A 23,809-nucleotide genomic window follows, 5' to 3' on the forward strand; every position below is an offset into this window, starting at 1 on the left:
GATCGTAATTGTTGGATCAATGGATACAAAAGAACCCGCCCGTTTGGGGCAGGTTCGAGGTGGTCCGGACCAAACCGGACGGGGAGATTTTGGCGGACTCGCGTCTATTCTCCGGAGGTCTCAGCGCTGGACGTCTGTACGTTGGAAGGTGCAGTGGCGCTTTCGACATATTCGCGGTAGACGACCGAGGCGTATTTGCCGTCCATGATGATCGGGTGCGATTGCACGAAGCCCGAAACCTCGGTGACGGTGCGACGATTGCGACGTTCGCGGCCATCGGTGACGATCAGCGGCTGCGTTTCGCCGAACGAGGCCACCGCCTCCAGGCGCGACCGGCTGATGCCCTGACTGGTGAGATAGGCCACCACCGCCTGCGCGCGGTGCATGCCGAGCGATTTGTTATAACTGTTTGAGCCGACCGCATCGGTGTGACCGTAGACGCGGAACCGCACCTCGGGGAACTGCCTGATCCAATGGGCCTGCTCGCGCAGCGTATCGCGTGCGCCCTCGTCGAGCATCGCCGAATTGAAGGCGAAATTCACCGTGCTCAGCACCTCGTTGGAAAATCGGCGCGACAGGTCATGCACGTAGCTGCGTTCCCCGGTCATGACCATGTGGTTGTTCATGGCCGCCGCGCCGAAGCCACCGTTATCCACCAGAGAGCCCGCCTCTCCGAAGTAGGAGCGGTAGACGTCGCCGTCGGGCGGCGCACAGGCCGTGACGGCGATCAAGCCAGTGATTGCAAGATAGTTCTTCATCGCCCCAGCCCTTTCCCTAGTCCATCACGTAGCCATAAGAGCCGGTGAAGTCCTGCTTGGCAACCTCGCCGACTGCGCCGCTCTGTTTCGCACCGCGCGCGACACGACCGTTCAGGAACAGGTCTGCCTCTGTCGGCAGTTTCACCCGGTCCGTCGGCAGTGCGAGTGCCTCGCCCCGTGTGGGCGAAACGAGATGCGCGGAGACGATGATAACCAGTTCCGTTTGCGAGCGATTGTATTCTGCGCTGCGGAACAAGGCACCAAGCACCGGAATGTCACCGAGCCAGGGCACCTGCGCGTTACTGTCACGGAAATCGTCCTGCAAAAGGCCTGCAATCGCAAAGCTCTCGCCGTCGCGCAGCGAGACCGTGGTCGAGGTATCGCGACGGCGGAAGGCCGGGACGTTAATTCCGTTGGTTGTGATTGAGTTTGCAGAGTCGATAGAGGACACGGCCGCCGCCATTTCAAGGTTGATGACGTTTTCCTCGAGAACACGTGGAATGAAATTCAACTCGACGCCAAAAGGTTTGAATTCGATGGCGGTCGTATCGTTATCCTGCGCAACCGGGATCGGAAACTCGCCACCGGCAAGAAATTTCGCCTGTTGTCCGGAGAGGGCGGTCAGGTTCGGTTCAGCGAGTGTTCTCACGATGCCTTTTTGCTCGAAGGCCTCAAGGAGGATGCCTAGTTCGGTAGACCCGATATCCAGCCCCAGGAAAAGACCGGCCTGAGACGAGGATTGCAATGTTATGGGCGGCGTGCTGTTGGCAATAAGGTTGCCGGACTCGATTGCTCCAAAAACGCCGCTGTTGGTGAGATTGCTCACCGAAAGGGCGGCGCTCAGAGATTTGGCGACGTTGCGCTGCATCTCCGCAAAGCGCACCTTGAGCATTACCTGCTGCTTGCCGGAGACCGACATCAGGTTCGATACCCGTTCGGGCGCGTAGCGCTCGGCCAGTTCCAAAGCGCGTTCCAAACGGCCTGCACTTGACACCGTGCCTGACAGGACGATGCCGTCATTGGCGGTGCGCACTTCGATCTGCTCTCCGGGAAGGATTTGCCGCAGGCGTTCCTTGAATTCGGAAATATCAGTGCTGACATGAACTTCTATGTTCGTGATAAGTTGTCCCGTTCCGTCGAACAGGCTCAGCGTGGTGCGCCCAGGTGCCTTGCCGAGAACATAGATGGTGCGATCCGACAGGGTTGAGAAATCGGCGATCGCCGGATTGGCGATGCTGAGTTCCGCGAACGGGACTTCGCTTTCGACGACAACTGCGCGGCTCATTGAAACACTGAGGTTGCTTGTTGCGCCGCCGCGCAGGACACGCACGTCTTGCGCCTGCGCTACGGTCGCAAGCGGACTCGCGCCTACTGCCAGCCCGAATAGGGCGGCGATTGCGTAATTTCTCATTTTCATGTGACCTGCCTTTCCGATCACGCCTCATTTTCTCAGGTCTTGACGCCTGAATTTGCATGCACTCTGAGGCAGTTTCGCGAATTTTGCAAGAATCAATACGATTTTCACGTTTTTTGTCGCTTGTGTTGCGTATTGACGTCGCAATGAGAAAGGGCGGCCGTCCGGCCGCCCTTCTCCGGACATGCAGCAAACCTATCAGTTCGTACAGGGGATGGGTGTTTCGATGACCTCTGCGCCGCGTCTTGTACGTACTGTGCAGCGGGCTGCTTCGGGTTCCGGTTCTTCCACGACCTGTGCCTGCAGCCCAAGCAGGCGCCGCTGATCGACCTCGATCACTTCGGAAAGGGACTCGTCCAGCGCGCCCACGAGCGACAGGGCAAGGCGTCCGGTCGATTGTGCCTGAGCAAGCGCTGCAACCTCTTGCGGTGTGGCGGACACGGTCACTGTGCGGGCAACGCGGGCCTCTGCGCTGTCCATATCGGCGTTCTGATCCACGGCGATGATCTTCATTCGGGTTTCGATCAGTTTGGTCACCTCGCCCGAGGAATCCCCTTCGGTTCGTACATTTCCCTTGCCGACCGAACCGGTCCAGTAGACGTCAACCAGATCCCCTGGTCGCAAGAAGCCAGATACGCCGGTTGTCGCATCCACCTTGATGGCAAAGGCGCGCATACCCGCATCGAGGCGCGAGGTGATGCCTGCGTCCTCACCGGGTTTTGTCACCTTCATCGGAAGGACCACCTCGCGCTCGATCATGCTGCGCAAGACTTCGCGCTCCATCCCGGCCCCGGGGATGAACAATTGCTCGGGCTTGGTGAATACGCCCTCTGGCAGGGCGGTCTTGGGATAGGCAACCAGGCGCACATCCTTCTCGCGCAATTTCTCGCCAAAGGCGAGCGGGCGCGCGGCGACATAGACATCCACCGTTTCGATGTTGGGCGCGCGCTGCTGCCGTTCGATGGCCAGCTGACGCTGATACCCTTCTATATAGGTTTTCGCCATGTATGCGGCAAAGCCCGCGAGCCCGAGGCCCAGAACCAGTACCAATCCGAATACCATACGCATGGTGTATCCCTCTCGTCCAAAAGAAGCGCATGCCCTGACAGCGTGCCCTCATCAAGCTTTGTTAACGTCCCAATGTGGCGAAATGAGGGAGGTGCATTGGCCTAATCGTGCCGAGCACCCGGTATTGCAAACGCAAATGACCGCAGAGCCCAAGGCAACTGCGGTCATCTGTGGTCTTGTCAGACCGTGGTCATCGGGGGCGTGTCACGCGACGCGATATCCACCCTGATGCACCAAGGGGCTATTAGCCGCCTGTCGTCGCTGCGGCACCGGTGAAGCCGAGGTTGTCGGGGGCGTCAACAGTGATGCCGCCCACTTCGTTACCGATCGAACCGGCGAGCGTGCCGATGCCGTTGTTCACGGCGGTCACGCCGGCGATGCCCAGGCCCACGACTGCTGCGGTCAGCACGACCCAGTCAACCGTAACGGCGCCGTCTTCGTCTTTCAGGAAGTTCTGGATAAAGGTGTTCATTTTGGTCCCTCCAAAGGATCATTTGCTCAGTTTTCACATCACCCCGGTTTTGGACCCGTTCATTTTTAATGGCCCGCTGCCGTCGTGGTGTGATTGCATATAGCCAAGCAAATCAGGCGGGATTTTGGCGGCATTAAAGCCATTTTCGTGAATATTAAGATTTTTGTTAGAGTTCCGGCAACCATATGAAATTTAACAAATAAAAAAGCATAGATGCAACGATGAACACGCATAGGGTGCAAAATGTGGCGTCAAATCGCCAGACCATTCCTCGCAATCAAAGACAATACTGGCGTTGCGCATCGATTTTTGCGATCCTTTCACCAATCAATGAGAGGCAGAGCAGAGCCCAGATGAAGAGCCTTATCCTGACTGTGGTGGCGATATGCCTTGTGGCGGGCCATGATGCACGGGGCGAGGGTGCGCCAGCTTTCCCGGACTTTACCTTCAAGCGCGAAAAGGCCCCGAAGCCAGGCGAGCGGCGCAAACCACTCGTGCAGATCACGCCTGAGGATAACGCGGGTACGGTCCGGCCGGCACCCAAGGCGGACGCGCCACTTCAACAGGCGCGGCACGCCTGGTTCTGGGAGGCGGTACCGTGGCAGATTGAGACCGACGCCGCAACGCGCCTCGCCGCCGCCACGAAGCACCTGTCTCGCCCGCCTGAGGGTAAAGGGGTCGCGGCCCCACGGTTGCAGGCTATCCAGCGGGTGGCGCGCGACAACGGTGCGCATATCCTGCGCGCGACCATTGGCACCCGCGTCTCTCCTGCCCTCGTCCTAGCAGTGATTGCGATCGAATCCTCGGGCACCTCCGAAGCCGTTAGCAGCGCAGGCGCGCAGGGTCTCATGCAACTCATGCCCGACACCGCAGCACGGTTCGGTGTTACCGATGTGTTCGAGGCCGGAGACAACATCAGGGGTGGGGTTGCCTATCTCGACTGGCTGATCGGGGAATTCGGTGGAGACGTGCTGCTTGCACTTGCTGGCTACAATGCGGGCGAGAACGCGGTGAAATCGCATGCGGGCGTGCCGCCGTTCGCCGAGACGCGGGATTACATCCCAAAGGTGCTTGCGGCCTACGAGGTGGCACGCGGTTTGTGCAAGACGCGGCCGGAGTTGATCACCGACGCCTGCGCCCTGACCCTCGCGTCGGATTAGATGGCCCGGCCCCGCGAGGGCCGGGCCGCCCCGTCAGTTGACGATGGTCGCCTCGGTGGCGGCGCGAATGTCATCCTCGCTCACGCCCTCGGCGGTCTCGACGATCCTGAGCCCACCTTCGACCACATCCAACACACCCAGGTTTGTGATGATCCGGTTGACCACCCCGGTGCCGGTCAGCGGCAGCGTGCATTCTTTCAGCAGCTTGCTGTCGCCATGCTTGTTGGTGTGGTCCATCACCACCACCACGCGGCGCACGCCCGCGACCAGATCCATCGCGCCGCCCATGCCCTTCACCAGCTTGCCGGGGATCATCCAGTTCGCCAGATCACCGTTCTCGGCCACTTCCATCGCACCGAGGATCGCCATCGCGATCTTGCCGCCACGGATCATGCCGAAGGACATGGCGCTGTCGAAATAGCTGGTATGGGGCAGTTCGGTGATGGTCTGCTTGCCCGCGTTGATGAGATCCGGATCCTCGGTGCCCGAGACCGGAAACGGCCCCATGCCCAGCATCCCGTTTTCCGATTGCAGCGTGACATGCACGCCCTCGGGGATGTAATTGGGCACCAGCGTCGGGATGCCGATCCCGAGATTGACATAGGTACCGTCCTCGAGTTCCCGCGCCGCGCGCGCGGCCAGCTGTTTGCGATCCCAGGGCATGATCAGGCCTCCGTCACAGTGCGGTGTGCGATGCGCGTCTCGTGTTCGCCCTGAACCAGGCGATGCACGTAGATGCCGGGCAGATGGATGTTGTCGGGGTCGAGCGCGCCGGGCTCGACAATTTCCTCGACTTCCATGATGCAGGTCTTGCCGCACATCGCGGCGGGCGGGTTGAAGTTGCGCGCGGTCTTGCGGAAGATGCAGTTGCCGGTGGTGTCGGCCTTCCACGCCTTGACGATCGAGAGGTTGGCAAAGATGCCGCGCTCCAGAATATAGGTCTCGCCGTCAAAGTCCTTGTGCTCCTTGCCCTCGGCAATCTGAGTGCCGACCCCGGTCTTGGTGTAGAATCCCGGGATGCCCGCGCCGCCGGCGCGCATGCGCTCGGCCAGTGTGCCTTGCGGGTTGAATTCGAGCTCGAGCTCTTCGCTCAGATACTGTCGCATGAATTCGGCATTTTCACCGACATAGGACGACATCATCTTCTTGACCTGCTTGGTCTGCAACAGGATGCCGATGCCGAAATCGTCAACGCCCGCATTGTTGGAGGCAAAGGTCAGATTCTGCGTGCCCGCCTCCTTGATCGCCTGCAACAGCAATTCGGGTATGCCGCAGAGGCCAAAGCCCCCCGCCGCAATCGTCATCCCGTCGAATAGCAGCCCGTCCAGCGCCTCGGCGGCCGAGCCATAGACCTTGTTCATTGCGAAACTCCTCCTGAAGCTTGATCGTCCCCGGTATCAGGCGGATCGCGGGGTGGAGTCAACGCGGGGCGGCGGCCAAATGCCACGAAATAGGGATTACTACGTAGACGCTGGAAGAAATCGCGTTCTTGCAAAGAACGCGGACAGAAATCTTTCCAAGATTCCGGGCTCGCCCTGCGTCAGCCGGTTTTCTTGCGAGTGGCGGGCTTCTTGGCGGCAGGCTTTTTCGCCGTCTTGCGGGGCTTGCCTTTTTTCGCCGACTTCTCGGCGATGAGTTCGACCGCCATCTCTGAGGTCACATCATCGGGCTGCACGTCCTTGGGCAGCGTCGCATTGACCTTGCCCCATTTGACATAAGGGCCAAAGCGCCCGTCCATGATGTGGATCGGGCCACCCTCGCCGGGATGCTCGCCGAGATCGCGCAGCGGCTTGGCCGCCGCCCGCCCGCGCCCGCCGGGATTGGCGCGCTTTTCGGCCAAGAGTTCCACCGCGCGGTTCATGCCGATCTCGAACACATCCGCCGGATCCTTGAGATTGGCATAGACCGGCTTCGCATCCTCGGGGCCCTGATGCATGATATAGGGGCCGAACCGACCGAAATTCGATTTGATCGTACCGCCCTCGGGGTGCTCGCCCACCTCGCGCGGCAGGCTCAACAGGGTCAGCGCCTTTTCCAGCGTCATTTCCTCGGCCTTCCACCCTTTGGGCAGGCTGGCGCGGTCGGGCTTCTTGTTCTCTTCGGTGGCCTCACCGCGTTGCACATAGGGGCCGAACCGGCCCGAGCGCAGGGAAATCTCATTGCCGTCTTCGTCTTCGCCCAGGATCCGGTCGCCGTTTTCCGCCGCGTCCCCGCCGATGGGACGGGTGTAGCGGCATTCGGGGTAATTGCCACAGCCCACGAAGCCGCCCGAGCGGGACGTTTTCAAATGCAACTGCCCAGTACCACAGAGCGGGCATTGGCGCGGGTCGCCGCCATCTTCGCGAGCTGGGTAGAGCGTCGGGGCGAGCGCGTCGTCGAGCACATCGAGCACTTCTGAGATCCTGAGCTCCGAGGTTTCGGCGATGGCCGCCGAGAAATCGCGCCAGAAGCGTGAGAGGATGTCCTTATAATCCGCCTCGCCCGCGCTCACGCGGTCGAGGTCTTCTTCAAGATTGGCGGTGAATTCATAACCCACATATTTGCGGAAGAAGTTGATCAGGAAGATCGTGACGATCCGCCCCTTGTCCTCTGGGTAGAGGCGGTTCTGCTCCTTGCGGACATATTCGCGATCCTGGATCGTGCCCAGCACGCTGGCATAGGTCGAGGGGCGACCGATGCCCAGCTCTTCCATCTTCTTGACCAGCGTCGCCTCGGTATAGCGGGGCGGGGGCTGGGTGAAATGTTGCAGGCTGAGGACGGATTCATTGTCTGACATCACGGCAGCTGGGTTCTCGGCCCCGTCCTGCGCCTTGGCGAATTCGGCACGCAGCGAGGACTTGGCGAAGACCGCCTTGTCGCCCTGCATGATCTGCGGCAGGCGGCGGTCGTCCTCGTCGCCCACGACATCGTCGCGCCCCTCTTCATAGACCTTGAGGAAGCCGTCGAAGAGCATGACCTGCCCGGTGGCGCGCAAGCCAACCTGACCGTCTTCGCTGCCGATCTCGACCGTCGTGCGCTCCAGCCGCGCGGCGGCCATCTGGCAGGCGAGCGTGCGCTTCCAGATCAGATCGTAGAGCTTGCGCTGATCTGCGTCGGTGCTCTTGATCTTGCCCGCGTCACGCGTCATCTCGGTGGGGCGGATGCATTCATGTGCTTCCTGCGCGTTCTTGGCCTTGTTCTTGTACATCCGCGGGCTTTTGGGAAGGTAGTCTTCGCCGTAGCGGTCCTTGATCGCGTCGCGCGCGGACATCACAGCCTCGGGGGCCATGTCGATGCCGTCGGTCCGCATATAGGTGATGTAGCCCGCCTCATAGAGACGCTGCGCGGCACTCATGCATTGCTTGGCGCCCATGCCGAACTTGCGGCTCGCCTCCTGTTGCAGGGTCGATGTCATGAACGGGGCCGAGGGGTTGCGGGTGCCGGGCTTGGCCTCGACCGAGGTTACTGTCAGAGCGCGTGAGGCCACGGCCTGTACGGCCATTTCGGCCTGTGTCGCGTTCTCCAGATCGAACTTGTCGAGCTTTTTGCCAGCGAGTGTCACCAGCCGCGCCTCGAACTCCTGACCGCGCGGCGTGGCGAGCAGCGCCTTCACGGACCAGTATTCGCGCGCATTGAACGCCTCGATCTCCATCTCGCGCTCGACGATGAGGCGCAGGCAGACCGACTGCACACGGCCCGCCGAGCGCGCGCCGGGCAGCTTGCGCCAGAGCACCGGGGAGAGGTTGAAGCCAACGAGATAATCGAGCGCGCGGCGCGCGAGATACGCCTCGACCAGCGGCGCATCGACCTGCCGGGGGTTCTTCATCGCCTCGGTGACGGCCGTCTTGGTGATCGCGTTGAACACCACGCGGCTGACCGGCGTGTCCTTCTTGATCGCCTTGCGCTTGCGCAGGGTTTCCTCGAGATGCCAGCTGATCGCCTCGCCCTCGCGGTCGGGGTCGGTGGCGAGAATGAGGGCGTTGTCATCCTTGAGCGCGTCGGCGATGGCCTTGACGTGCTTTCGGCTGTCGGCCCCCACCTCCCATGTCATGTCAAAGCCGTTTTCGGGATCGACCGAGCCGTCCTTGGGGGGCAGGTCGCGGACGTGACCATAGCTTGCCAGAACCGTGTAGCCGTCGCCCAGATACTTGTTGATCGTCTTGGCTTTGGCGGGCGATTCGACAACGACAACGGGCATGGACACTCCTTCCGACTCAGGTCGAGGCTTATGGCGGCGCAACATGTGGGCTGGCAAGGGGAATTGTCAATGTGGCCCTTGTGACCTGCCGACGCGGGGTCAGCGGGCGAGGCAGAGCAAGCCGCCGGGTTGGCGGGTGATGCGACCGTCGAGTTCGAGATCGACCAGTACCGGGGCTACGCTGCGTGCCGGTGCACCGAGGTCGCGGATCAGTTGATCCTCGGCCAGGGGCGAGGGGCCGAGGCGTTGCAGGATCTGCTGATGCAGGGCGGCGGTGTTGCGCAGGCTGCGAGGGGCGGGTTCCGGTTTGGCTTCCAGAGGCATTTCCGCCTGTGTTTCCTGTGGCTTGTCAGATGGCAGTGCCTCGATCACATCGGCGGCGCTGCGCACCAGTGTGGCGCCGTCGCGGATCAGCATGTTGCACCCGCTGGCGCGGGCGTCGATGGGGTGGCCGGGCACGGCGAGCACCTCGCGGCCCTGATCGAGAGCGGTGCGAGCGGTGATCAGGGACCCGGATTTAGTTGCGGCCTCGACCACGACCACAGCATGTGCCAATCCACTGATCAGGCGGTTGCGGCTGGGGAAGTGGCGGGCCTGGGGGATGAGGCCGAGGGGCTGTTCGGAGAGCCGCAGGCCGGTCTTGAGGATATCGGCGGCAAGGGGGGTGTTTTCGGCGGGATAGATCACGTCGACGCCGCCGGCCATGACGGCCACGGTGCCGCCCTTGAGGCTGGCCAGATGGGCGGCGGTATCGACGCCGCGGGCGAGGCCGGAGACGATGGTATAGCCCTGTTCGGAGAGTTCTGCGGCCAATGCGCGGGCCATGCGGGTGCCGAGCGAGGAGGCGTTGCGCGCGCCGACGAGGGCGATCATCGGGCGGTCGAGAACTGTAAGATCGCCCATCACCCAGAGGACGGGCGGGGCGTCGGGCAGATCGCGTAAGGCCTTGGGATAGTTGGCATCTGCGTGCGTGAGCATGGTCGCGCCCGCCGTTTTTCCGGCGCGCAATTCGGCCTCGGCGACGCCCACAGGGCAGGGGGTGTAGTCGGTGACACCGGCGGCGCGGGCGACCTCGGGGAGGGCGTTGAGCGCCGCCTGGGCGGTGCCGTGTTCGGAGATCAGCCGGTGAAAGGTTGCCGGGCCGACCCGGCGGGAGCGCAAGAGGCGAAGCCATGACACCCAATCATCTTCCGTGGTGGGTGGGAGTGGGGGGTGAGTGGAAGGATGTGTATCCTCGGGCATCCGTGACCTCGCCTGCTTGCAGGATCATGGATAGCGCGGGCAAGGTTAATGCCCGGTAAACCGAAATCGGGTGAGTCGCAGGTTTTTCGGGTTTTTCGTCTAAGTTGTTGAGATATGGGGTTAATTATTTTTGTGGTTGGGAGATGGCTGGTGTCTGTATCGCGTCGGTATCCTGTCGGTATCGCGTCGGTGGCGGATGCGGGCGGGGCTGACAGGGGCCGGGTGTGACCGGGGCGCGCGGTGCGGGCACGGGATGGCAAGGGGTGTGCCGGGCGGCCCCGAGCGGGATTTGGATATTTTTGGCAAGATGAAGGCGGGCGGGGTGGCCCGGCTTGGGTGGGGGGATGTGAGTATTTTGGGAAAGGTGAAAGGGGGGGCTTGGGTGGCCCGGTTGGTGGGATGGACCTGCGGTTCGTAATACTGGATGTTCTCCGCCCCTCGGCGGATGGTATGAAAGGCATGGTAGATGGTAGTGACGAATGGGACTTTTGAAGCAACCCGCGAGACCGAAGCCAATGTCGCCTGTTTATTCGCTACTGGAGAAGATGCGTGGAAAAAGTTCATTTTCAAACAAATCCCACCAACGAGTCGGAAGAGTGTTCTCAACTTATCGACATCATACTCTTTGTCCTAAACCGCGTTTCTGTTGAGCTTACATTAGAGAGCCAGCGCAATAGGTCGATAAGTGAAGATCAATTCCGAGTGGCTGTTCGGTTGATCCATTCAGCCTGTGGAGTTGGTACAATCTTACCTGAGCTCATAAAGGAACAATCAATAAGGCTGCCTTACGCGCTCCCCTTAACAAGGATGTACTATGAGAGACTGCTCTCGGCTGCATATGTCTTGTCGGATGATGGTGCTGCGGCAAAGCAAGCGATCCATTATGCCGTCTACAGTGTTTTCAAAAACCAGAAGAGACTGTTCTCCGCTGGCGGTTACCAAGAGGTAATTCCCGGCAGTTTGAAGGTTTCACGAGAAGCCAAAGAAGTTGTTGAGGCGTTGGAATACTTCAAGAAAGCCAAGAGAGTCCGAGAATTTGAGCACGATCGATCTGAACGCTGCGAGATCATCGGTAATGTCAGCAAGAGAGCGGGACTACATTTTCAGTCGGTAGAGCAAGCGGGGTATTCATTATCATCCGAAATTGTTCATGGTAGTTACCTTTCGACGATTCTTTACTCTGATCAGCCACGAGACGGCACACCCGAAAAAGGACTTGCTGAAACAACGAATTGGATCATGATGGCAATTGTTTTTTCGTCAGAAGCTCTTGGGCACCTGTTACTCAGTGTTTGTCCAAGTTTACCGGGTCCACCAATTTTGATCGATGCCGGAAGAACTTTTATGAAGTTTGAGCTGCCTGAGGCTAAGGACCTGATCAACCGCGCCTACGGCAAAGAGTGAACTTTGCTACCACTGCTCCGTTCTCCCCGCTCATCGCAGGCAATGCCGATAATAAAGTGAGCTGCGGTACCGTGTCACTTCCCCCCTACGCCGCAGATCCTCCCACCGTCAGCCCGCCGATCAGCACCGTGGGTTGACCCACGCCCACCGGCACCCATTGCCCGGCCTTGCCGCAATTGCCCATGCCGGGGTCGAGGGCCATGTCGTTGCCGAGGCCCCGGATCTGTTGCAGGGCGGTGGCGCCGTCGCCGATCAGGGTGGCGCCTTTGACGGGCGCGCCGATCTGGCCGTTTTTGACGCGGTAGGCCTCGGTGCACGAAAAGACGAACTTGCCGTTGGTGATGTCGACCTGCCCGCCGCCGAAGCCGACGGCGTAGATGCCGTCCTTCATTTCCGCCACAAGATCGCCCGGCGTGGCGTCGCCGCCCAGCATGTAGGTGTTGGTCATGCGCGGCATGGGGGCGTGGGCGTAGCTCTCGCGGCGGCCGTTGCCGGTGGGGTTGACCCCCATCAGGCGGGCGTTCTGGCGGTCCTGCATGTAGCCCACAAGGATGCCGTCCTCGATCAGGACATTGCGGGCCGAGGGGGTGCCCTCATCGTCGATGGTGAGCGAGCCGCGCCGGTCGGGGATTGTGCCGTCATCAAGCACGGTGACGCCGGGGGCGGCGATGCGGCTCCCCATAAGACCGGCGAAGGCCGAGGAGCCCTTGCGGTTGAAATCGCCCTCAAGGCCGTGGCCGATCGCCTCGTGCAGCAGGATGCCGGGCCAGCCGGGGCCGAGGACCACGTCCATCACGCCTGCGGGGGCGGCCTCGGCGGAAAGGTTCACCAGCGCGATGCGCAGCGCCTCGCGGGTCTTGGCCTGCCAGTCGGCGGGCATCAGCAGGCCGTCGAGGCCAATGCGCCCGCCACCCCCGGCGCTGCCGTTCTCGCGGCGGCCGTCCTGTTCGACGATCACCGAGACGTTGACGCGGGTCATTGGGCGAATGTCGCCCACCTCTGTGCCGTCGGGGCGCAGGATCACCACCTCTTGCAACGAGGCGGCGATGGAGGCGGTGACCTGCACGACGCGGGGGTCGAGATCGCGGGCGAAGGCGTCGATCTCGCGCAGAGTGTCGAGCTTGACCGGGAAGGACGCCCCGGCAATCGGGTCGTCATCGGTGTAGAGGTGGCGGTTGGTGCGGGCGGGGGCGGCGGCGAGAGTGCCGCCGCCGTCGCCCACGGCGAGGCGGGCGGTCTCGACGGCGCGCTTGAGGGCGGCGTCGTTGACCTCTGAGGAATGGGCGTAGCCGGTGACCTCGCCGCGCACGGCGCGCAGGCCGAAACCCTCGGAGGCGTCGTAGGAGGCGGTCTTGACCCGGCCATCGTCGAAACTCAGCCCCTCGGCGCGGCGGCGTTCGAGAAAGAGCTCTCCGTCATCGGCGCCGCGCGTGGCCTCTTGCAGGTGCGACAGCGCCGCATCCCGGTCAAGCAGGCTGTCGAAGGGGCGAAAGGCGGTGTCATTCATGGGGGCGGGTCCTATATGATGGCGCAGAGCGGGGGCCGTGCCGATTTGATCCAGATCAAAAAAAGCGTCCGTTTGCCGCAATGCTCTTTCTTGTCGTTTGCGGCAGAATATGGTTTTAGACAGCACCAAGACAACGGGATTCCGCCGCATGCGGCGCAAGACCTGCCATAAAGACATGAACCGCTTCAACCGATCAGGGTGTAAAATGCGACTAACTTCCAGCCTTCTGGCCGTTCTGGCCGCCCTTTCCACCCTTCCTGCCGCCGCGCAGGAAGGTCTTGAGATCGTCGGCAAGCCCGAGCAGGGCAAGATGGGCTTTCAGCCGGCCGCGACCGAACTGGCGCGCGATCTGCAATGGCTGGACGGGATGATCAACGTGATCATCATCGCCATCGTGCTGTTCGTGACCGCGCTGCTGGCGCTTGCGGCGGTGCGGTACAACCGCCGCGCCAATGCGACCCCGGCGAAGTTCACCCACAATTCGCCGCTGGAGATTGCCTGGACGATCATCCCGATTGTCATCCTGGTGTTCATCGGGGCGTTCTCGCTGCCGATCCTGTTCAAGCAGCAGGAAATTCCTGAGGGTGACATCAACATCAAGGTGACCGGCTATCAGTGGTACTGGGGCTATGAGTATACCGATCACGAGTTTGCCTTTGACAGCTACATGATCGGCTCTCCGGCGACCGGGGGCGACAATCGCCTGACGCCCGAGGTCGAGGAACAGCTGGTCGAGGCGGGCTATAGCCGCGACGAGTTCCTGCTGGCGACCGATACTGCCGTGGTCGTGCCGGTGGGCAAGACCGTGGTGATGACCGTGACCGGCGCGGACGTGATCCATAGCTGGACGATCCCCGCCTTTGGCGTGAAGCAGGATGCGGTGCCGGGGCGTCTGGCGCAACTGTGGTTCGAGGCCGAGAAGGAAGGCGTCTATTTCGGCCAGTGTTCGGAGCTTTGCGGGCAGGCGCATGCCTATATGCCGATCACCGTCAAGGTGGTGAGCCAGGACGAGTATGACCAATGGCTCGACGGGGCGATCGAGGAATATGCCGGTACGCCGCGCGCCGTTGAGGTGGCTGCTGCCGAGTGACGTGAGCCGGGCGCGCCGCAGCGGCGCGCCCGAAATGACCCCGCCGGGCGGGCGCGCCGATGCGCCGCCTGACAGGAGACCGAAATGAGCGATGCCAGCCTGAACACAGCCAGCCAAGCCGCCGCCGCGCAGACCGGCGAGGCCGGGTTTCGCGATTTCTTCGCGCTCCTGAAGCCGCGGGTGATGACGCTGGTGGTGTTCACCGCGCTGGTCGGGCTGCTTGCTGCCCCGGTGGCGGTGCATCCGGTGGTCGGGCTGGCTGCGATCCTGTTCATTGCCGTGGGCGGCGGTGCGGCGGGCGCGCTCAACATGTGGTGGGAATCGGACATCGACGCGGTGATGAAGCGCACCGCGAAGCGGCCGATTCCGGCGGGCAAGGTGAGCCGCGACGAGGCGTTTGCCTTTGGCATCACGCTGGCGGTGTTTTCGGTTGTCATGCTGTGGCTGGCCACGAATGCGCTGGCGGCCGCGATTCTGGCGTTTACCATCTTTTTCTATGTGGTGATCTACACCATCGGCCTCAAACGCTGGACGCCGCAGAATATCGTGATCGGCGGCGCTGCAGGGGCGTTTCCGCCGATGATCGGCTGGGCCGCCGCGACCGGCACGGTCAGCATCGAGTCGGTGCTGATGTTTGCGCTCATTTTCATGTGGACGCCGCCGCATTTCTGGGCGCTCGCGCTCTTCATGCGGGGTGATTATGACACGGCGGGTGTGCCGATGTTGACGGTCACGCATGGCCGCAAGTCGACCCGGATGCATATCCTCGTCTACACGGTGTTGCTGGCGATCATGGCGATCGGGGCCGCGTTCACCGGTATCGGCGGGCCGGTTTATCTGGGCGTGGCGCTGGTCTTCAACGCGCTCTTCCTGCGCGACGCGGTGGCGATCTGGCGGCGCGACGAGGATCAGGCGGAGGCCGACAATTACCGGGTTGAGAAGCGCGCCTTCCGGCTGTCGCTGTGGTATCTTTTCGCGCATTTCACCGCCATTCTGGCCGAGGCGGCGCTGTCGGGCTTTGGCCTTGGGGGTTGGGCATGAGCTTTCGCGAGGAACATGAGCTGCACAAGCGCCGCTTTGGCCGCAATCTTGGCCTTGGGCTGGTGCTGGCGGGGTTTGTGGCGCTGATCTTTGGCCTGACCGTGGCCAAGGTGACCGATGACGATTTCATGGTGCCGACACAGCAGCAGGAGGGGAAGTGATGGCGCTTGATCCGAAGATCAAGACATTGACCCAGACCGTGGGTGTGGTGGTGCTGATGGGCGGCCTCGCCTGGGCGTCGGTGCCGTTTTATGACTGGTTCTGCCGCGTTACCGGCTTTGGCGGCGTGACCGGCGTGTCGGACGTGGCGAGCGATGATATCCTCGATCAGACCATCAAGGTCCGGTTCGATGCCAGCCGTGAGCGTGGCATGCCGTGGGAGTTCAAGCCGGTCGAGCGCGAGATGGAATTGCGCATCGGCGAGACCGGGCTGGCGTTCTATGAGGCCTACAACCCGACCGACCGCGTCGTGGCGGGGCGCGCCAATTACAACGTGACACCCTATGATGCGGGTGGCTTTTTCACCAAGATCGACTGCTTCTGCTTTACCGAGCAGGTACTGCAACCGGGTGAGCGGGTACAGATGCCGGTCACCTTTTATGTCGATCCCGAGATTGTCGAGGATCGCGAAGGACAGTATATCCACACGATCACCCTGTCCTACACGTTCCACGAGATCGACCTGCCCGAGACCGACCAGCAGGCGGCGCTTGAGCCTGCCAAGAAAACCGATAAAACCCTGAACTGAGCCTTCGACGAGGGAAAAACCAAGATGGCACACGCGAAAAACCACGATTACCACATTCTGCCCCCCTCCATCTGGCCGCTGCTTGGCTCTTTGGCGGGGTTCGTCATGCTCTTCGGGGCGGTTCTGTTTTTCCATGATCACGGGCCCTGGATGCTTTTGGCGGGCCTGATCGGTGTGCTTTACGTGATGTTCGGCTGGTGGGCCGATGTCGTGCATGAGGGTGAGACCGGCGATCACACCCCGGTGGTGCGGATCGGCCTGCGCTATGGCTTCATCATGTTCATCATGTCCGAGGTGATGTTCTTTGCGGCGTGGTTCTGGAGCTTTTTCAAGCATGCCATGTATCCGATGGGCGAGAATTCCCCGATGGTCGATGCGGTCTGGCCGCCGGCGGGGATCGAGACCTTTGACCCCTGGCACCTGCCGCTGATCAACACGCTGATCCTGCTGTGTTCGGGCTGTGCGGCGACATGGGCGCACCACGCGCTGGTGCATGAGAACAACCGCAACGACGTGAAGTGGGGCCTGATCATTTCGATTGCGCTGGGTGCGATCTTTACCGTGTTCCAGGCCTATGAATACAGCCACGCGGCGTTCGGCTTTTCGGGTAATATCTACGGGGCCAACTTCTTCATGGCCACCGGCTTTCACGGCGCGCATGTGGTGATCGGCACGATCTTTCTGTTTGTCTGCCTGATCCGGGTGATGAAGGGCCATTTCACGCCCGAGCAGCATGTCGGCTTTGAAGCGGCGGCGTGGTACTGGCACTTTGTCGACGTGGTCTGGCTGTTCCTGTTCGCTGCGGTTTACGTCTGGGGCGGGTGACGATTTTTCGGCGAAAAATCGGGCCCGGCAGGCGCGAGTATTTTCGGCAAGATGAAGATGCGGGGGGATTTGGCCCTCCCGCATTTTCCTTTTGAGAGGGACCCATGCGAAAGAGTGTTCTGGTGCCGCTGATCTTTGGCATTGCCGGTGTGGTGGTGCTGGTGTCGCTGGGCAAGTGGCAGGTCGAGCGGCTGGCCTGGAAAGAGGGCGTGCTGGCCGAGATTGAGGGCCGGATTTCCGCCGCGCCGGTGCCGCTGCCCGAGGCAGCGGACCCCGAGGCCGACCGCTATCTGCCGGTTCAGGCCACGGGTGAGATCGGCGCGCGGGCGTTGCGGGTCTTGGTCAGTCAGAAGCAGGTGGGCGCGGGATACCGGGTGATCTCGGCCTTCGAGACCGGGGGGCGGCGGGTGCTGCTGGATCGCGGCTTCGTCAAGGTGGCGGGAGAGATCCCCGAGACCGAAGGCGAGCGACGTGTTGTCGGCAACCTGCACTGGCCCGATGACCGGCTGAGTTCGACGCCCGAGAACGATGTGCCGGGCAACATGTGGTTCGCCCGGGATATCTCGCAGATGGCGGAGGTGCTGGAGACCGAGCCGTTGATGATCATCGCGCGGGACGTGTCGCCGCCGGAACAGGGCGTGACGCCGCTGCCGGTAGACACGAGCGGGATTCCGAACGATCACCTGAGTTACGCGATCACGTGGTTTTCGCTGGCCGCCATATGGGCCGCGATGACCGGTTTTTTCATCTGGCGGATGCGCCAATCCGGGAAAGGGCAGCAGCGGTGAAATACATCTCGACGAGGGGCCGTGCGCCAAGCTTGAGCTTTGAAGAGGCGATGCTGACCGGGCTGGCGCGCGATGGCGGGCTCTATCTGCCGGAGAGCATTCCGGTGATGAGCGCCGGGGATATCCGCGCGCTGGAGGGGGTGAGCTATGAGGAGGCCGCGTTCCGGGTGATGCGGCCGTTCATCGGCGATGCCTTTACCGACGAGGAGTTTCGCGGGATCATCGCTCGGGCCTATGCGGGGTTCGGCCATGCGGCCCGGGCACCGTTGAAGCAGCTGGATAGCGGGCATTTCCTGTTGGAACTGTTCCACGGCCCGACGCTGGCGTTCAAGGATTTCGCCATGCAGCTGATCGGGCAGATGTTCGAATTCTCGCTGAAGCGGTCAGGGAGCCGGGTGAGCATCGTCGGCGCGACCTCCGGCGATACCGGGTCGGCGGCGATCGAGGCGTTTCGGGGTCTGGATGCGGTGGATGTGTTCATCCTCTATCCGCATGGCCGTGTGTCCGAGGTGCAGCGGCGGCAGATGACGACGCCGGGTGAGAGCAACGTCCATGCGCTCGCCATCGACGGGCATTTCGACGATGCGCAGGCGCGCGTGAAGGACATGTTCAACGATTTCGAGTTCCGCGACGGGGTGCGGCTGGCGGGTGTGAACAGCATCAACTGGGCGCGGGTGCTGGCGCAGGTGGTGTATTATTTCACCTCTGCCGTCAGCCTCGGCGCGCCGGACCGCAAGGTGAGTTTCACCGTGCCTACCGGCAATTTCGGGGATATCTTCGCGGGCTATATCGCGCGGCGCATGGGGTTGCCCATCGACAGGCTGGTGGTGGCGACCAATCAGAATGATATCCTGCATCGCTGCCTGAGCACCGGGGACTATCGGCCCGACGGGGTGATCCCGTCGATCAGCCCGTCGATGGATATTCAGGTCAGTTCCAACTTCGAGCGCGCGCTCTATTATGCCTATGGGCAGGATGGCGGGGCCGTGGCGCAGGTGATGGACGAGCTGAAGGCCGGGGGATTCTCCGTCAGTCAGGGCGCGTTGCAGGCTCTGCGTGAGGCGTTTGAGAGCGGGCGCAGCGACGAGGATGCCACGCGCGCCACGATCCGGCAGACATGGGACCGCACCGGCGAGTTGCTCTGTCCGCATAGCGCCGTGGGCGTGCACGTGGCCGAGGCGCATCGCAACCCCGGCGTGCCGATGATCACGCTGGCCACGGCGCATCCGGCCAAGTTTCCGGCAGCGGTGGAAGAGGCGAGTGGCATTCACCCCCCCTTGCCCGAGCGTATGGCGGACCTGTATGAGCGGGACGAGCGCGTGACGCGCATTGCCAATGACCTTGGCGCTATCGAAACATTGATCAAGGAACGGATCACGCATTGAGTGTAGAACTGACCACGCTGCCGAACGGATTTCGCATCGCGAGCGAGTATATGCCCGGACTGGAATCGGCGGCTATCGGTGTCTGGGTCATGGCCGGGGCGCGCCATGAGCGGGCCGAGCAGAACGGCATCGCGCATTTTCTCGAGCACATGGCCTTCAAGGGCACCAAGCGGCGCAGTGCCTTGCAGATCGCCGAGGCGATCGAGGATGTGGGCGGCTATATCAACGCCTATACCAGCCGCGAGGTGACCGCCTATTATGCCCGCGTGTTGAAGGACGATGTGCCGCTGGCGATGGATGTGGTCGCCGATATCCTGCGCAACCCGGTGTTCGATCCGCGCGAGATCGAGGTGGAGCGGGGCGTGATCCTGCAGGAGATCGGGCAGGCCGCCGATACGCCCGATGACATCATCTTTGACTGGTTGCAGGAGCAGGCCTACCCTAACCATCCGCTGGGCCGCACCATTCTGGGCGCCGAGGCGCGGGTGCGCGGCTTTGGCCGCCCCGATCTGGAAGGGTTCGTCGATCAGTATTACCGGCCCGGGCAGATGGTGCTGGCGGCGGCAGGTGCTGTGGACCATGACGCCTTGGTGAAGATGGCCGAGGCGACCTATGGCGACATGATCCCGAGCGACACGATAGAGCCGCCCAAGGCGCGGTTTGCGGGCGGCGAGACGCGGCATGTCAAGGATCTGGAGCAGGCGCATTTCGCGCTGGCGTTCGAGAGCCCCGAATACGGGCATCCCGATATCTACACCGCGCAGATCTACGCCTCTGCGCTGGGCGGGTCGATGTCGTCGCGCCTGTTTCAGGAGATCCGCGAGCGGCGGGGGCTGTGCTACACGATCTTTGCGCAGGCGGGGGCCTATGCCGATACCGGCATGATGACGATCTATGCGGGCACCTCCGAGGATCAGATGGGCGATCTGGCGGGCATCACCGTGGACGAGATGAAGCGCGCCGCCGAGGATATGAGTGACGCGGAGGTCGAGCGGGCGCGGGCGCAGATGAAGGCGGGGCTCTTGATGGGGCTGGAGAGCCCGAGCAACCGCGCCGAACGGCTGGCGCGGATGCTGCAGATCTGGGGCCGGGTGCCCGATCTGCCGGAGGTGGTGGAGCGGATCGACAGCGTGACGCTGGCGGATGTGCGGCGTCTGGCCGAACACACGGTGACGCGCGCGCCTTCGGCGCTGGCGCTTTACGGGCCGGTGTCGAAATCGCCGACGCTCGACAGCCTCAATGCGAGGCGTGCGGCCTGATGCTGCTCTTGCCACGCCGGAAGCTCAGGATCGAGACCGAGCGTCTGACCCTGCGGCAACCGGCGATGAGCGATTTCCGGGAGTGGAGCAGCCTGCGCGCGCAGAGCGCCGATTTCCTGATGCCGTGGGAGCCGGCCTGGGCCGCCGATCATCTGGCGCGCAAGGGGTTTTCCAACCGGGTGTTCTGGGCGCAGCGGTCGATCACGAGCGGCTCGGCGCTGCCGCTGTTCCTGATCCGGCGCGAGGATCAGGTGCTGTTGGGGGCGATCACGCTGGATCATATCCGGCGTGGCCCGGCGCAGGCGGGCACGCTGGGCTATTGGATCGGGCAGGCGCATGCGCGGCAGGGTTACATGGGCGAGGCGATTGCGGGGGTGGTGCATTACGCCTTTGACCGGCTGGACCTGAGCCGGATCGAGGCGGCCTGCCTGCCGGAGAACCACGCCTCGCGCGGGTTGCTGGAAAAATGCGGCTTCAAGTATGAGGGGGTCGCGCAAAGCTATTTGCAGATCAACGGGCGCTGGCGGACCCACGTTCTTTATGCCGCGCTGCGCCCGGACCGGCGCGGGCGCACGGATGTGGGATAAGGCGCGGGCGGCTCCGGGGATCAGTCGACCGCGCGGATCAGCTTTCGCTCCAGCACGCGCAGCACGGTGCGCAGGTCATGGCCGCGTTTCAGGATCCGGCCATCCATGCCGATGACGCTGTATTGGCCCTGCTTGTCGCGCAGCTTGGGGCGTTTCTCGACCCGGTAGAGCGGTTGTTCGGCGGTGCGGCGGAAGATCGAGAAGACCGCCACCTCGCGCAGGCAGGAAATGCCGTAATCGCGCCATTCCCCTGCCGCCACCATGCGCCCGTAAAGCGACAGGATCACGCCCAACTCGTCGCGCTGGAATGCCACCTGTTCGGGTTGGGGCTGATTGCCGGGGAGGGGGCCGAGGGGATGCAGGCTCATGCTCTCAGACTTGCGTCAAATACGGCGCGAATCAAGCGATTTCATATCTCTCACGCAAACCGCCCCTGACAGAACCAGCCGCCAGAGACCTGGCCGCCATGCGCCTGAAAGAGCCAGAGCCGCTCGCCGCGGGTGGTGACGACCTGCCAGTAATCGCGCAGCCCGCTGCGCCAGTCGGAGTCGTCGAACCACCATTCCGGGGCGATGCGTTCGGGGCCGATGGCGGCGGTGACGTGATGCGCGCGCCCGCGCCAGTGGAAGGCGGCGCAGGGGCGGGCGGGTTCCAGCACGCGCAGGGCTTCGGGCCGCCAAATCAACAGCGGGCGGGGATGTTCGGGCGCGGGCCAGGGGCCGGAGGCGGGCTCGGACCAGGCGGCGGCGAGGGTGGCGGCGGTTTTCTCGGGGATGCGGCTCTCGGCGGGGTGGCGGCGGGTGATCGCGTCGAGCCCGATGCGCCCGCCCAGCCGGGTGATGAGGTCATCAAGTGCCGCCTGCGCGCTGTGCCCGGCCTCGGGGTCGTGTTCGGGGCTGCGTAGCTGGCGGGCGGCGACGGGTTCTGTCACCCGCGCCTCGAGCCGCATCACGTCGATGCCGAAACCCGCGTCGAGCCGGTCAAGCTGGCCCTCCATCAGCGGCAGAATCGTCTCAGCTGAGTGGCTGGGGCGGGCGAGGCGCAGGTCGAGCACCTGCAGGCTGCCATCGCTGCGGAACGTCTCGAATCGCAGGTGGCGCGCGCCCTGTCCCTGCTCGCGCAGCCGGGCGCAGAGCCGGTCGGTCAGCCGCGCGAGCCCGGCGCGGATATCCTCGGTCAGGCCGATCGGGTCGGGCAGGCTCAGCCGGGTGGCGAACTGCGGCGGCGGGGCGGCGGGCGAGAGCGGTTCGGGCACCAGCCCGAGCGCCTGATCGAGCCGCTGCATGAGATGCGGGCCGAAGCGCCGCCCCAGCCCGGCGCGGGGCTGGCCGATGAGATCACCGATGCGGCGCAGCCCGAGGCGGCCGAGATCGTGCAGCGTGGCCTCGGGCAGGCGCAGGGCCGCGACGGGCAGGGGGGCGAGGGCGGCGTGCATCTGTCCGGGCGGGGCGATTTTTGAGGTGCTTAGGGTCTGGGGGCGGGTGTGTTGCCATGGCCGCCGCTTGGCCGCGCGCGAGCGGGTGGCGCGGGCCTCTTGCGCGATGGCGTCGCCGGAGCGGCCCGGTGCGGTGCGGTGACCCGCGAACCGCGCGAGCGCCCAGGCTGCGCCGAGCGTATCGGCGAGCCCGCAGCGGGTGGTCAGGCCGAGGGCCGTGGCCTCGTCTGTCAGGCTGTCCACGAGCGCCGCCTCGCCGCCGAAGAGATGGGCGCAGCCGGTGATATCGAGGCGCAGCCCGTCGGTGCCGTCGACGCCGACCAGCGGCGAGAAGCGATCCGCCCAGCGGGCGAGCGCGCGCAGGAAGGCGGATTCGGCGGCGCGGTGCTGGGTTTGGGTGGCCAGATCGGGGCAGAGGGCCAGCGCCTCGCGCAGGGGCTGGCCTTGGGTCAGCCCTGCCGCCTCGGCCTCAAGCGAGAGCGAGGAGAGCACCTGCCGCTGACCGTCATCGGCGACCACGGCAAAGGGCCGCGCGCCCGCATCGCCCTGGCGACGCAGGAGACGTTCGGCCCCGAGCCGGGGAAACCAGACAGAGAGAATGCGGCGGGCAGGCATGGCAGCACATGTTCATGATTTGTTCTAAATTAGAACGGCAGCTATGTGGAGTCGAGTCCTGCCCTGAGCCCGGTCCCGATGTCAGCCGCACCAGAGGCGCAGGATCGTGCCGGTGTCGTCGATATCCACATTCAGGCGCTCGGGGCGGTGATCCATTGTCCTCATCGCACCGGGCGGCAGAATGCGGGTTGGTGCACTGATCGTCTCGTCCTCGAGCGCGGCTTGCGGCTGACCGACAAGGTGCTGCAGGGCCTCTGCGCCGCAGCTTTCAGCTTGGTCCGGGGGTGGTGACTGGTCAGCTTTGCAGGCGGCGAGCGCCAGTGTTCCGACCATGAAGACAACAATATAACGCATATCCAGCCCTCCGATCTGGCCCCCGACCGGAGAGAACGGCATTCGTCGGCCACGCGCAAGCAGGTGTCGCACATTGTGTTGAAACCTCGCGGCATTTCGCCCAAAATCAGGGAAAATCAATCGAGAGGACAGATCATGCGCACACGTGCTGCCGTGGCCGTTGAGGCCGGGAAACCGTTGGAGATCATGGAGGTTGAGCTGGACGGCCCGAAGGCGGGTGAGGTTCTGGTGGAGATCAAGGCGACGGGGCTGTGTCATACCGACGAGTTCACCCGCTCGGGCGACGACCCGGAGGGGATTTTCCCGGCCATTCTGGGCCATGAGGGGGCCGGTGTGGTGATCGAGGTCGGCGAGGGGGTGACGAGCCTCGAGGTGGGTGATCACGTCATTCCGCTCTATACGCCTGAATGCCGCGAATGCGACTATTGCCTGCATCCCAAGACCAACCTCTGTCAGGCGATCCGCTCGACCCAAGGGCAG

Annotated in this window: 24 protein-coding genes; 12 read left to right on the top strand and 12 right to left on the bottom strand. The window is 63.2% G+C overall.

All coding sequences use genetic code 11. The features are described 5' to 3' along the window. Positions 1-104 precede the first annotated feature (104 nt). The 4 genes from RID11_RS10500 to RID11_RS10515 all read right to left on the bottom strand — a co-directional run bounded on the left by RID11_RS10500 (position 105) and on the right by RID11_RS10515 (position 3,712). Complete coding sequence (locus RID11_RS10500; RefSeq protein WP_350138663.1) at positions 105-758, bottom strand: OmpA family protein; 654 nt, start codon at positions 756-758, stop codon at positions 105-107. Positions 759-774: 16 nt separating this feature from the next. After that, complete coding sequence (locus tag RID11_RS10505; protein WP_350138666.1) at positions 775-2,175, bottom strand: type II and III secretion system protein family protein; 1,401 nt, start codon at positions 2,173-2,175, stop codon at positions 775-777. Positions 2,176-2,370: 195 nt separating this feature from the next. Continuing rightward, complete coding sequence (gene cpaB, locus RID11_RS10510; protein ID WP_350138668.1) at positions 2,371-3,240, bottom strand: Flp pilus assembly protein CpaB; 870 nt, start codon at positions 3,238-3,240, stop codon at positions 2,371-2,373. 244 nt (positions 3,241-3,484) lie between these two features. Further along, positions 3,485-3,712, bottom strand: coding sequence for a Flp family type IVb pilin (locus tag RID11_RS10515; protein ID WP_350138670.1), 228 nt, complete (start codon positions 3,710-3,712; stop codon positions 3,485-3,487). Between the two features lie 353 nt (positions 3,713-4,065). Between RID11_RS10515 and RID11_RS10520 the strand changes: the two genes are divergently transcribed. Continuing rightward, on the top strand, positions 4,066-4,872 hold the full coding sequence (locus RID11_RS10520; protein WP_350138673.1) for a lytic transglycosylase domain-containing protein: 807 nt from the start codon (positions 4,066-4,068) through the stop codon (positions 4,870-4,872). A gap of 33 nt (positions 4,873-4,905) precedes the next feature. Here the strand turns inward: RID11_RS10520 and RID11_RS10525 are convergent, their stop codons facing one another. From RID11_RS10525 to dprA, 4 genes are all read right to left on the bottom strand, one after another. Beyond that, the gene (locus RID11_RS10525; RefSeq protein ID WP_350138675.1) at positions 4,906-5,535 is read right to left on the bottom strand and encodes a 3-oxoacid CoA-transferase subunit B; all 630 of its coding nucleotides are present in this window, start codon (positions 5,533-5,535) and stop codon (positions 4,906-4,908) included. Between the two features lie 2 nt (positions 5,536-5,537). After that, a complete protein-coding gene (locus RID11_RS10530) occupies positions 5,538-6,233 on the bottom strand; it encodes a CoA transferase subunit A (protein ID WP_350138676.1) in 696 nt (231 codons plus the stop codon). Between the two features lie 179 nt (positions 6,234-6,412). Continuing rightward, a complete protein-coding gene (gene topA / locus RID11_RS10535) occupies positions 6,413-9,049 on the bottom strand; it encodes a type I DNA topoisomerase (RefSeq protein WP_350138679.1) in 2,637 nt (878 codons plus the stop codon). A 99-nt stretch (positions 9,050-9,148) separates the two neighbouring features. Continuing rightward, complete coding sequence (dprA, locus tag RID11_RS10540) at positions 9,149-10,291, bottom strand: DNA-processing protein DprA (RefSeq protein ID WP_350138681.1); 1,143 nt, start codon at positions 10,289-10,291, stop codon at positions 9,149-9,151. 549 nt (positions 10,292-10,840) lie between these two features. Between dprA and RID11_RS10545 the strand changes: the two genes are divergently transcribed. After that, the gene (locus RID11_RS10545) at positions 10,841-11,695 is read left to right on the top strand and encodes a hypothetical protein (protein ID WP_350138683.1); all 855 of its coding nucleotides are present in this window, start codon (positions 10,841-10,843) and stop codon (positions 11,693-11,695) included. Between the two features lie 85 nt (positions 11,696-11,780). Here the strand turns inward: RID11_RS10545 and tldD are convergent, their stop codons facing one another. Next, positions 11,781-13,202: a metalloprotease TldD gene (tldD, locus tag RID11_RS10550; RefSeq protein WP_350138685.1), complete on the bottom strand. Its 1,422-nt coding sequence runs from the start codon at positions 13,200-13,202 to the stop codon at positions 11,781-11,783. 205 nt (positions 13,203-13,407) lie between these two features. Between tldD and coxB the strand changes: the two genes are divergently transcribed. The 9 genes from coxB (at position 13,408) to RID11_RS10595 (ending at position 20,925) form a co-directional block, all read left to right on the top strand. Then, complete coding sequence (gene coxB, locus RID11_RS10555) at positions 13,408-14,292, top strand: cytochrome c oxidase subunit II (RefSeq protein ID WP_350138689.1); 885 nt, start codon at positions 13,408-13,410, stop codon at positions 14,290-14,292. A gap of 84 nt (positions 14,293-14,376) precedes the next feature. Then, positions 14,377-15,333, top strand: a complete 957-nt coding sequence (cyoE, locus tag RID11_RS10560; protein ID WP_350138691.1) for a heme o synthase — start codon at positions 14,377-14,379, stop codon at positions 15,331-15,333. Then, positions 15,330-15,494, top strand: a complete 165-nt coding sequence (locus RID11_RS10565) for a cytochrome c oxidase system small membrane protein (protein WP_175477385.1) — start codon at positions 15,330-15,332, stop codon at positions 15,492-15,494. Before cyoE ends, RID11_RS10565 begins: the two co-directional genes overlap by 4 nt. Further along, positions 15,494-16,081 carry a cytochrome c oxidase assembly protein gene (locus tag RID11_RS10570; protein ID WP_350138695.1) on the top strand — a complete coding sequence of 196 codons (588 nt, stop codon included), beginning with the start codon at positions 15,494-15,496 and terminating at the stop codon, positions 16,079-16,081. Before RID11_RS10565 ends, RID11_RS10570 begins: the two co-directional genes overlap by 1 nt. A 24-nt stretch (positions 16,082-16,105) precedes the next feature. Then, positions 16,106-16,906 carry a cytochrome c oxidase subunit 3 gene (locus RID11_RS10575; protein ID WP_350138697.1) on the top strand — a complete coding sequence of 267 codons (801 nt, stop codon included), beginning with the start codon at positions 16,106-16,108 and terminating at the stop codon, positions 16,904-16,906. Between the two features lie 104 nt (positions 16,907-17,010). Further along, positions 17,011-17,694, top strand: a complete 684-nt coding sequence (locus tag RID11_RS10580) for an SURF1 family protein (RefSeq protein ID WP_350138701.1) — start codon at positions 17,011-17,013, stop codon at positions 17,692-17,694. Continuing rightward, complete coding sequence (gene thrC, locus RID11_RS10585; RefSeq protein ID WP_350138704.1) at positions 17,691-19,079, top strand: threonine synthase; 1,389 nt, start codon at positions 17,691-17,693, stop codon at positions 19,077-19,079. Before RID11_RS10580 ends, thrC begins: the two co-directional genes overlap by 4 nt. After that, positions 19,076-20,338, top strand: a complete 1,263-nt coding sequence (locus tag RID11_RS10590) for a M16 family metallopeptidase (protein WP_350138707.1) — start codon at positions 19,076-19,078, stop codon at positions 20,336-20,338. The genes thrC and RID11_RS10590 overlap by 4 nt, the downstream gene beginning before the upstream one ends. Further along, positions 20,338-20,925, top strand: a complete 588-nt coding sequence (locus RID11_RS10595; protein WP_350138709.1) for a GNAT family N-acetyltransferase — start codon at positions 20,338-20,340, stop codon at positions 20,923-20,925. Before RID11_RS10590 ends, RID11_RS10595 begins: the two co-directional genes overlap by 1 nt. Positions 20,926-20,945: 20 nt before the next feature. On the opposite strand, the gene RID11_RS10600 is transcribed toward RID11_RS10595, so the two are convergent. The 3 genes from RID11_RS10600 to RID11_RS10610 all read right to left on the bottom strand — a co-directional run bounded on the left by RID11_RS10600 (position 20,946) and on the right by RID11_RS10610 (position 23,329). Beyond that, on the bottom strand, positions 20,946-21,293 hold the full coding sequence (locus RID11_RS10600) for a DUF2794 domain-containing protein (RefSeq protein WP_350138711.1): 348 nt from the start codon (positions 21,291-21,293) through the stop codon (positions 20,946-20,948). Positions 21,294-21,343: 50 nt separating this feature from the next. Then, positions 21,344-22,975, bottom strand: a complete 1,632-nt coding sequence (locus RID11_RS10605) for a Y-family DNA polymerase (protein WP_350138713.1) — start codon at positions 22,973-22,975, stop codon at positions 21,344-21,346. 81 nt (positions 22,976-23,056) lie between these two features. Then, positions 23,057-23,329, bottom strand: a complete 273-nt coding sequence (locus RID11_RS10610; protein WP_350138716.1) for an I78 family peptidase inhibitor — start codon at positions 23,327-23,329, stop codon at positions 23,057-23,059. A 135-nt stretch (positions 23,330-23,464) separates the two neighbouring features. Between RID11_RS10610 and RID11_RS10615 the strand changes: the two genes are divergently transcribed. After that, positions 23,465-23,809: alcohol dehydrogenase catalytic domain-containing protein (locus tag RID11_RS10615; protein ID WP_350135600.1), on the top strand; the 345-nt coding region annotated here is incomplete at its 3' end.

The organism is Roseovarius sp. (assembly GCF_040219995.1).
Classification (GTDB): Bacteria; Pseudomonadota; Alphaproteobacteria; order Rhodobacterales; family Rhodobacteraceae; genus Roseovarius.